Genomic DNA, 2368 nt, shown 5'->3' with positions numbered 1-2368 from the left:
AGGAACTCGCGGCCGTCGCCGGCGGCGACCGAGATGTAGCGGGTCTTCATCGCGCTGATGCGGCCCTGGCTGTCGCCGATGGTGACGAGGTCGCCCGGCTTCACCGATTTGTCGACCAGCAGAATGATGCCCGAGATGAAGTTGGCGACGATCTTCTGCAGGCCGAAACCGATGCCGACGCCGACAGCGCCGGACAGCACCGCCAGCGCCGACAGGTTGATCCCGACCGCGCTCAAGGCAATGGCGACCGCGACCACCATCAGGCCGATGCGGATGATCTTGACCAGCAGCACCTGGATCGACGGGGTCAGGTCGGTCGAGCGGGTGATCTGGCCGTCGATGAAATTGCTGGCGATATTGCTCAGCCACAGCGCCAGGATCAGCACCGCGCCGGCCTTGATCAGCAGCAGCGGCGTCAGCCGCAGACCGCCCATGACGACGGCGAACGAATCCAGCGTATCGGCGGCCCAGTCGAGTTGGCCGATGATGCTGAGGGCGGCGACCACCCAGGCCGCGATCGAGACCAGCTTGACGATGAAGGCGTTGTCGATCACCGAGGTCACGAGCCGGATCACCAGCCAGGCCAGCGCCAGCTTGGCCGAGACTGCGATCAGATAGCTGCGGCTCGGCCAGGTCGCGTGCCACATCACGATGCGCGAGATCACCATCAGCACCGCGAACACCGCGGTGGAGGCGCTCGTCACCATCACGCGGGCAAAGTGCCGGAGCGGCAGCGGCCAGCGGCTCGCCAGCGTGGACATGTTGACCCGCGCATGAATGGCGGTATCGGCGGCGTAGGCGAGGCCCGCGGCGGCGAGGATGATGCCGAATTGCAGATAGAACCAGGGCGAGGCGACCTCGGCCCCGACCGAGCGCGCTGCCAATTGGATCGATTCCAGGACGTCCTTCCAGCTCATGTCCATCGGCAAAATCTCAACTTGAAGCGCGGCTCAGGCAAATGTGATTCGAAGATGCGCGGAGAATCCCACATTGGCGCGCTCGCGACCATCGATACACCACAGTGTCGAGGCCACCTAGTGTTGTGTCCCTGATAGCCCATTCCGTCATTCCGGGGCGCGACGAAGTCGCGAACCCGGAATCCAGAAGTTGTGGATCGAGATTCCGGGTTCTCGCTTTGCGAGCCCCGGAATGACGCTGAGTGGATCACGCATCAGAGACGCAACACTGTGGCTCACGGGACCGGGCACATTGCCGCTTATGACAGAAATCGGTTGGCGTCCCAGTGTGGCGACGATAAGGATGCAATTGCAAGTATTTGAGACCCCCCAAGTCCTTGAGACCTCCAAAGGCGCATGGCATCCCTCGACTCCGTCAGTATAGCGATCCTGCTCGGTGCGGTGCTGGTGATGGCCGGCATCCTGTCCAGCCTGCTGGCGTTACGGTTCGGCGCCCCCTTGCTGCTGGTGTTCTTGCTGGTCGGCATGCTGGCGGGCGACGCCGGGCCAGGCCATCTTCAGTTCGACGATGTCCGCACCACCTATCTGGTCGGCTCGGTGGCGCTGGCGCTGATCCTGTTCGACGGCGGTTTGAAGACGCGGTTTGCCAGCATCCGCACCGTGCTGGCGCCCTCGATGATGCTGGCGACCGCCGGCGTGCTGTTGACCGCGCTGATCACAGCGCCGGTCGCCCGCTATGTGCTCGATCTCAACTGGACCGAGTCGTTGCTGGTCGGCGCCGTCGTGGCCTCGACCGACGCCGCGGCGGTGTTCCTGCTGGTGCATACCCAGGGCCTGCGCCTGCGCCCGCGCGTCGGCGCCACGCTGGAGGCGGAGTCCGGCACCAACGATCCGTTCGCGATCTTCCTCACCTTGATGCTGGTCGAGTTCATCTCGATCGGCCAGAGCTCGGCCTCGCACATCGCGCTGGAGTTCATCCAGGAGGCGGTGCTCGGCGCCATCATCGGGGTGATCGGCGGCCGGCTGGTGGTGATCGCGCTGAATTACGTGGCGCTGCCGCAGGGCCTGCACGCGCCGTTCGTCACCACGGCGGCGCTGGTGATCTTCGGCGGTTCGCAGATGGTGCACGCCTCGGGATTCCTCGCGGTCTACCTCGCCGGTATCATCATCGGCAACCGGCCGACCCGCGCGCATAATTCGGTGGTGACGTTCCTCGACGCCGCGACCTGGCTGGCGCAGATCGTGATGTTCGTGCTGCTCGGCCTCTTGGTGTCGCCGCACCGGCTGCTCTCCAGCGCCGGCGGCGCGGTGCTGGTGGCGTTCGCGCTGATGCTGGTGGCGCGGCCGCTGGCGGTGCTGATCTGCCTCGCGCCGTTCAAGTTCAACTGGCGGGAGAAGGTCTTCATCGCCTGGACCGGCCTGCGCGGCGCGGTCGCGATCTTCCTCGCCTC

The 2368-nt window shown here is 65.3% G+C and carries 2 protein-coding genes; one reads left to right on the top strand and one right to left on the bottom strand.

Going from position 1 to position 2368, the window contains the following annotated elements:
• The coding region (locus tag FNJ47_RS45650) for a mechanosensitive ion channel family protein (RefSeq protein WP_175068519.1) at nucleotides 1–923 on the bottom strand (923 nt) is incomplete at its 3' end.
• Nucleotides 924–1313: 390 nt separating this feature from the next.
• On the opposite strand from FNJ47_RS45650, the gene FNJ47_RS45645 reads away from it, so the two are divergent.
• The coding region (locus tag FNJ47_RS45645; RefSeq protein ID WP_163163294.1) for a potassium/proton antiporter at nucleotides 1314–2368 on the top strand (1055 nt) is incomplete at its 3' end.

This window comes from Bradyrhizobium uaiense (genome assembly GCF_010811875.1).
Taxonomy (GTDB): domain Bacteria; phylum Pseudomonadota; class Alphaproteobacteria; order Rhizobiales; family Xanthobacteraceae; genus Bradyrhizobium; species Bradyrhizobium uaiense.
This window is presented reverse-complemented; position numbering and strand designations above follow the sequence as displayed.